This is a genomic window from Acetobacter senegalensis (assembly GCF_001580995.1).
Classification (GTDB): domain Bacteria; phylum Pseudomonadota; class Alphaproteobacteria; order Acetobacterales; family Acetobacteraceae; genus Acetobacter; species Acetobacter senegalensis.
Genome location: NZ_LHZU01000126.1, coordinates 52,800 through 60,636, shown reverse-complemented (window position 1 = coordinate 60,636; position 7,837 = coordinate 52,800). Strand labels below are relative to the sequence as shown.

Below are 7,837 nucleotides of genomic sequence, written 5' to 3'. Positions count from 1 at the left end.
CAGTCATGATCTGGAGCGCTTGAATGTCGATTAGCCCTAGTTCACTCAAAAAGCTACTGGGTTTGCCGTCATTGGCAATACTCCAGTAATCTCCCGTTAAATCCCATTCACTACGAAACTCCCTAATAATCCATTCAGCCTGCTTGATTGTCATATAGTGAAGCATTCGTAGTTGATCGCTGAGAAAACGACGATCAAGCAGGTAGATAAAATCTGGACACTGGACTCCGATACCTTTGAGTTCCTCTTGAACCGCTTCGAACCGAACCATTATGTCCACCGACCGCCATAATAATCTGGAAGCGGAATTATGACACGTCGAAGTAGCGCGCACCTCACCGATCGTCCTTAATTTGTCGAACGCCCCATGACGGGCGAGAATATCAATTAATCCTTCCTCAACAGCAATAGAAATCTCCGAAAAATTGGTTAGCCATTCAGCGCAAAGTGGGACGCATACCTGCTGCCAATACCAATCGCGATCGAGTGTCAAAGGTAAAGACCGTGCATGTGTTGATGTTATTGATGGTTCAAACCATAAACGTGCAAAATCCTCTCGGTCTTCATAAGTGAGGAAGATTGCTCCCTCCAGCATTGTACGTAGGTCATTAATTAATTTATCATGATATATTTCGTACGATTCGCTATAAATAAGTAATAATGCTGATTTTTTCAATGAGGTAGACAGGGCTTCTATATCTCTGTTATTGCGTAAGCGTTCGTAAAGTCCTGGAATTATTTGTCGTCGATAAATATGATGTTTTCCGCAAACGAAAGAACTGGCAATCTCTGCAGGAGACGGCAGATCATCTCGATGTAAGACTGCCTCGAAGCCAGCAAGAACGTCGTCCCGCAGATCGGTTCCAACTAATTCAGCCAAACCTTGATCTATTGGCATAGTGCGTGGCAGATTAAGGAAACAATCGAAATATATCTGAGCCGCAAAATAGATGGTTGGCAGCTCGCCTTTTCGCAATCCTTCCTTGTCTGCACTCAGTTTTTGAACTGCCGCCTTAAATTTCTGGTTTAGCCAAGCCCGTCCGCTTTCCTGTCGGATAGTCTGAGCCGATTTCTCGGGGTTGTCGAGTTGTTGCATGAAATCTTCCAGCAGCATATCACCGCGGCTGAATTTTTTTGCTGCAGATCGCAATCTCGGTGAAACTCGTAATTCGGAAGAATATTCGGAAGGCTGTCTCCCAATGTACAATAAATATTTCCAATCCCGACGCAAATCAGGGTCCTTGTTATCGCCGAGAGCGAGACGATCGAGTGCTGACAGGATGTCATCAAATTGCGACCAGAGTCCGACAAGTCTGCGTTGCAGATATCGCCATTTTTCCTGCGAGTTCTTTTCATTCCTGTGACAATCCAGGCCATGTTTTTCGAGGGCTCGCCGTAACGCACCTTTTGTTAACAGAGCCGCGGCAAGCTTATAAGCCTCTTCCGTACCGCTAAGTCTATGTGATCGATCGTCTGCCCTGTGCTCAATCGGCCCAAGCCACCGCCAGAGCGACGATGCCATATTGGAACCGATTACACCTGTATCAATTCCACGGACAATAAGATCACTCACGATATAGCGGATTTGATCTGCATTTTTATGGTCACTTTCGAATGCAATCTCTGTATAGTCCGTCATAATATTAAGTATATCAATCAATCTTGGAGACGATATCGCGTCAAATAGAACATTATAGTATTTTCGTATATGAACGCGTTGTGTTTCAGCGGGCAAAAGCGGGCACAAACTCATTTCCGTCGCAACGAATAGATAATCTACCAGTTGGGCATCAGACGTGCCTTTGTCGATTTTTAACAATAGTTCGAGCGCGATCAGAGGTGCGTTGCCGCCCTCGTTCATTAACATTGCAATCATCCTCTGCTGCCAGGCGTGATCTCGGTGTGGGAGCAGTGCGATAGCCGCAGCATAACGGTCGCTAAAGGAATATTCTGATGAAAAAACAATAGCTTCTAGGGTGCCAGAAAGCGTCTTTGCAAGTTGCGTCTCAATTAACCCTTCGAGAAATAGTGAACGCAGATGTGAGTTGCTTGTTGTAGTTTCAATAATTTCTTTAATCTTTGGGGCTAGTTTCGGAATCATCAGTCCTGCTGCGGTTTTTCTGTCCCAATCAGCGGCACGAAAATAAGGATCATTTCCAGCTAGATTACAAAGTGCTTGAAACAATTCTTCTGCGAGAGACGGCTTCAAAGCAGAAATTTCACCATAACGCAATAATCCATAAGGATCTGCGTCAATAATACTAGAAGCCATCTCGTCATTATGATATGCGAGCCATGCGTGCAGGCCTCTTAGGCTTGCAGGCACGCCGCTGCGCCCGTGCAGTTGGGCTAATAAACGTCGTTGCAAACGGGGTGTTTTAGCTTGTTGCGCGAGCCAGCGCGCTCCAAGAAATTCAGCGATGACCCGGTGGACAAGCTTCGCCCGTGATACGCCTACGCTGTGGAACAACTTGGAAGAAAAAATTATCTGCGCGGCTTTCGCCTCGGGTAGCTTCGCCAATTCAGCAAGTTGAATGTCGCCTTGCTGAACCTGCGCTGCCCCCGCTGCGCTTGCGGCTTCAGACCCCGCGAACAATAGCGCCGCGGCGATTGCGCCAGTAGCGTTAAATGCGTCTTCCTTCGTGAGTTCTGCTAGACCTTTATAAGGCCGATCGGAATCATGCTCAGGCCATATCAATGTGCAGACGCGCTCTAACAAGCCCGCCTGTGTCAGAGGCAATAGCGTGTCAGTCTCGGCGACCTGCCCGACCAAAGTCAGCATCAACGGATTACCGTAAAGCTCTTCCAAGCTATGGTTTGTGAGATGAGTCAGGACGCGGTCCGCATCGACGTTTGGGTATTGTGCAAGAAGAAACGTGCGCGCTTCGGTTCTGTTGAACGGCTCAAGCGTCACAATTTGCAGATCGGCTGAGTAGAGCTGATTCAGCGTTCTCACGTTGCGTGTTTGCCACTCGCGTGAGCGGCATGAGAGAATGAAAGGTGGAGAATCAGCCTCGTCAAGCTTTGCCAACAGGACGTCGACGGCGTCACTTTCACGTTGCACCATCGCCTCATCAAGGCCATCGATTAGAATCGGCTTATTCTGAGCAATCAGCTTGGCTGGATTCTTGGAGTTGATAAAACGGATCACTGTGACCGGCTCAACCCCGAGGTGTCGACCGAGCTCGCGCATTAGCTCACTCTTACCCATGCCCGGCTTGCCGAGAATTACCTTGTTGCCGTCAAGTGCGAGAAACTTGGCCACGTCAACTTGACCGCCAACAGAATTAGCAAACCTGAGCGAGCGAGGAAAAAACCTGTTAAGAAATTGGGACTTTCGTATCATTTGGGGACGGATATCTCTTGTCTACAAAATGGCTAGCTAGAAAACGATGGAGTGTCAGCAAAACAAAGAAATAAACAAGTGTCAGCCGCGCTCAATAGGAATGTCAAAAAAGGTCAGTTTCTGCAATTCCTCCTGCCGTAAGCGGACCATCCGCTTACCCCCCCCTGATCGGCCTGTCTGCTCAATGATACAGGAGCAGACAGGCAGCAGTCGCTATCATCTCGGATGCTTAACAGATTAAACAGTGACGCTCAAAATCAGATGTCATCATGGCGTCATTTGCAAGCCCCCCATCAGGCAGCGGTTCGCAGCCCGTCCTCCGCGACTGCCACAATTGCCTGCCTGATGGCTGCAGTGACCTGTTCAGGATCACAGACCATATCCTTAAAAATAAGGATCGGGCGCTGACTGGATGGATAGCGATGCAGTCGCCTTAAGGTCTCGTCCTTTCGCGCCTTTTGTGTTGGCGAATAAGCTGTAAATGTCCGGTCAAACAGACCGACCACTTCGATAAAGCAGCTTTTGCCGGTACAGGCCGAACTCACCTTGAAATCAGCAAAAGCTTCTTCCTCAAAAATGCATCCTTTCACAACAGGATGAACGTCCAGCTTTACTGACGATGGCAGGATCGGTTTGATGCTCCGATACACAGCCAATTCGTAAAGCGAGTCAAACTGATGACCGTCCTGTGCGAGCTTTTCCTCGACAGGTAGGTGCGGATGGCACTGATGCACAGCCTCACGAAAGGCCACCCATGCCCCCTCCCCTGGCTGCCAGTATTTCTTGCGCAGATCCCAGGCCTTTCGCCCAAGGTCCGCCAACATAAAGCCATGGACACAGACGCCAACGCGGGCTGAAAGCTCGGCGTAGAGGTCAATATCCCGGCGTGGAAAAAGACCGGTCCTAACAGGCATCGGAAACTGAAGTGGGTCGAAACGATAATCAGCCGTCATAGGGAAATATCCTAAAAAATGGCTCCGATCACACTGCGTGAAGCGGAGCCAGCAAAAGATTTTTTTGGTGAGGATAGGGTGTGATTGAAGTGGTCAGTCTGCCTGCTTCATCGTCACTGGCGCCGCCAGAAGCTGTTCCAGGCGGCCATAACGACGTTCCATGTCGCGATGCAATATGACCAGGCCCTCAAGAGCCTCAAAAGCGGCTTCGCTGCCTCCAAGGATCTCGAGCAGCAGAACGCCCTCGAGCACATGAAGAGCTTTGAGCTCCGTCGTTGAATGCACAACGTCATCGGTAACAGGAAACAGATCAGACAGTGGGTAATGAGACATGATTTTTGTCCTTGTCGTCCAAAAAAAGGGAGAAAAAGACCACACACATCCCGTCCCTCTTCCTCTGGGGCATTGACGGATATGCACAGTCACCAGAACACACTGGAAAAGCGTCTCCATCCCACCCCGGTCAGAAAATCCCTTTTCTAGAAAATTCATTTCAAAACAATGAGTTGAGAGAGAGCATTTTTAAATGCGATAGAACGAGAGAAAAGAAGAAAAAACCCAGCAATTTCATATGCATCCCGTAGGGTGCATATGAAATTGCGGTAGCGTGCCTTCATTTGGGACGAAAAGGTGCCTCTGGAGAGCGAAAATAACCGCATCTCAGGGGGCAGAAAGTCGGAATTACGCCCTGCCTAAAAAAGCCTCTCAACAATGACGTCCTGTTCTTGTCCCGCTTTGAGACCGAAACCGTCTGGCTTTTTCAGAAGCCTGATGTCAGACTGAAACCGGCCGGAACCCTACAGAAGAAGGGAAGAACATGAAATACGACCAACATGGCCCGCTGGCGGCCATGCTTTCAGAAGCGGCGAAAGAGAGCGGGCAAGGCTCATTAATGGCATGGATGGAGTACCGTCATGACGAGTTGCTGGTCGAACTCGGCTCGAAGCGTGTTCGGTGGCCGATATGGCTTGCGCTTTTTCGGCAACTCGACTTGCGTGATGCCAACGGAAATCATCCGACGCTTGAGACCGCCCGGAAAGCATGGCAGCGGGTCCGCGCCCAGAAAAAGGTCGCTCAGGTAGCGCTGCGTCCGGTCCAGCATTACCGCCCACAACTCGACCGTCGCACCGTTCAGGCAACACCACCCCGCCCTGTAGAAAAAGATCTGTCTTCGCCTGCTGATCTTCACCCCGACCTGCAGCGCATTCGGAAGAATCTCTCCCGGACGACAGTCCAACGCCCCCGGCCCCTCACCGAGGACAGCATCACTTAAATGTGATTCCATGATCATTCTGTCAGGTTCTGTATTTTTCTGAATCTTCTTTCCAAAAATCTTGCGTCTTTCTGCGTCGTCCTGCGTCCTCAGGCGTCTATGCTTTTCACCAATGGATCATATATCATTTGTTTTAATCTGATAAAAAACTCATTTATCATCTAAGACAATGCGAAATAAGAAGATGGACTCGCGGCATAAATAATGCACCCTCTACGAAATCGGAGGGAAGCCATGAAAACGATTAAACCAGTTCCAGACCATGAAGAGCCTGTCACACTAAAAACCAGTCTTGCCCAGAAGAGTGCCATCACCCCCTGCTGCCTGATCTTTGCGGGGCGGGGAGGAACCGGCAAAAGCACACATGCACGACTGCATGCAGAGTGGATCGAAAGATCTGGATTATCTCTAAAAATAGCTGATCTAGACAGAACAAATGCCACACTGACAGCATTCTATCCTAATCTGGTTGAAGCACCTCGAACCGCAGATGACAGGGATGTCATGACATTCCTGGAGGATATTCTAGAACGTCAAATTGAAGAAAAATATAATCTGATTCTGGATTTTGGAGGTGGTGATCTTGTTTTAAAAAATCTCGCTCTCCGTCTTGATCTTGTCGGTTTTTTTCGTGATTACGCTATCCAGCCTGTCCTTTTTCATCATTTAGGAGCCGATCTGGATTATCTTGCTTATCTGGCGAGCCTTGAGGAAGATGGTCTTTTCCGCCCAGAAAAAACGATTGTAGTTTTAAACGAATTCATAAAACCCTCTTCCCAGTCTGTTGAAGTCGCCTTTGAAACGATCATGCGCAGCAGACAGTTGGGCGACGTTCTAAAGCGTGGAGCACGTATGATCTCGCTCCCAGACCTATTACCGGCACCGGATATCGACCGAAAACGTCTCAGATTTTATGAGGCGGTTCAGAACCGGCAATCTGTCGATATACCACCTCTGGGCCCCATCAAACGTCAGATGCTGGTTCAGTGGCTTCGCACCGTTGCCGAACGCTTCTGGGAAGCGAACGTCGATCTACCCTGGATACCAGCGGAAGGCCAGTTCACATGACATCGCCCATCACCCCACGCAACACTCAACTCCCTCTTTCCGAACTCTCCGCCGCGCTGGAGGAGTATCGCCGCAAGGCGGAACAGGCCGGTATCAGACCTGGAGATCCACTTCATGCCTGGGTAGAAGCCACCGATCGTCTATTCGAGGCGCTGGCGGCCCGTTTTGAAGAGAACGAAAGTCGGCAAGAGGAGACGCTACAGAGGCTGCAGGAAGCCGTCTACCGAATCACTCAGATCTCTGTTCTTCTTACGAAACATTCTTCCACGCCCCCTCCTCCGCCAAAGACCCTCGAAGGTCACGTCGTGGGAGCCCCGCATGGAATGCTCGCGGCCTTCTTCGCACTGGCTGCCGATATACTTCCATTCCTCAGACGACCAGGATATCGGCTGCTGCTTTCTGGTGGACTGATTTTCTCTTCGTTTTTGTTGGGCGTTATAATGGAACAGGACGCCATGAGTCGCCAGATGGCCCAGACCGTAAGCGCAGCAAGCGTCCAGATTGATCAGGAGAGGGAAGAAGCCCAAAACAAGGTCGCACAGGCTGAGAAGCATGCAACCGAAGTCGTCATCGCTGCCCATGAGCATGATGCTGCAGTCGCGGAGTTCCAGAGTGCCATGACGCAGGCACCGCCCTCCATTATTTCATGGGCTGCCGTGATAAAAAGCAGCCCATTCACTGCCACCATGCGCGATCAATGCCGTGAGACGATCCGCATGAGCCAACAGCCGCCCTATAGGCGTTCCTGTTCAATTGAAATAACTCTCGAATCGCAAGATGCTGTCAACGCGATTGCAGGGAACTGACCGCAGCGTTTTTAATAGTCTAAGCTTGATAAGAACTTGCCGCGCGGGAGATACAAACGCGTCACTCCCCACGCCTGTTAATTTTTGGACCATCTTTAAAGTATAGATAATTCAAACAGAATTTTATGAGATTTTATTATTGTTTCAATGCAAAAAATCCTAATTATGTTAACTGCCATTACTTTCTCATGTAGTGTCCAAGATTTCCTCGCGTGATGCATTTAACAGAATAGTTCTCGCCTCACACGCAACCATGGGGACATACATAAAGAAGCGTCCCCATTTCGCTACAAAGCTATCTCGCTAATGAATGAGAAAGAACGTTGCCCACAGAATGGCAACGCTCGAGACTATGAAGGTCACCATACCCCAAGACAGAAAAGGAGCACAC

General features: G+C 49.3%; 6 protein-coding genes. 3 read left to right on the top strand and 3 right to left on the bottom strand.

All coding sequences use genetic code 11. The features are described from left to right. From AD948_RS08065 to AD948_RS08055, 3 genes are all read right to left on the bottom strand, one after another. Positions 1-3,265: NACHT domain-containing protein (locus tag AD948_RS08065; protein ID WP_156478987.1), on the bottom strand; the 3,265-nt coding region annotated here is incomplete at its 3' end. 374 nt (positions 3,266-3,639) lie between these two features. Continuing rightward, positions 3,640-4,299, bottom strand: a complete 660-nt coding sequence (locus AD948_RS08060) for a hypothetical protein (RefSeq protein ID WP_061471428.1) — start codon at positions 4,297-4,299, stop codon at positions 3,640-3,642. 93 nt (positions 4,300-4,392) lie between these two features. Beyond that, positions 4,393-4,632 (bottom strand): hypothetical protein, encoded by a 240-nt coding sequence (locus AD948_RS08055; protein ID WP_061471427.1) that lies wholly within the window; start codon positions 4,630-4,632, stop codon positions 4,393-4,395. Between the two features lie 484 nt (positions 4,633-5,116). On the opposite strand from AD948_RS08055, the gene AD948_RS18165 reads away from it, so the two are divergent. The 3 genes from AD948_RS18165 to AD948_RS08040 all read left to right on the top strand — a co-directional run bounded on the left by AD948_RS18165 (position 5,117) and on the right by AD948_RS08040 (position 7,446). Continuing rightward, positions 5,117-5,572, top strand: a complete 456-nt coding sequence (locus tag AD948_RS18165; RefSeq protein WP_140386082.1) for a hypothetical protein — start codon at positions 5,117-5,119, stop codon at positions 5,570-5,572. Between the two features lie 234 nt (positions 5,573-5,806). Beyond that, complete coding sequence (locus AD948_RS08045) at positions 5,807-6,640, top strand: P-loop NTPase family protein (RefSeq protein ID WP_061471425.1); 834 nt, start codon at positions 5,807-5,809, stop codon at positions 6,638-6,640. Then, positions 6,637-7,446, top strand: a complete 810-nt coding sequence (locus tag AD948_RS08040; protein ID WP_061471424.1) for a hypothetical protein — start codon at positions 6,637-6,639, stop codon at positions 7,444-7,446. The genes AD948_RS08045 and AD948_RS08040 overlap by 4 nt, the downstream gene beginning before the upstream one ends. Positions 7,447-7,837 lie beyond the last annotated feature (391 nt).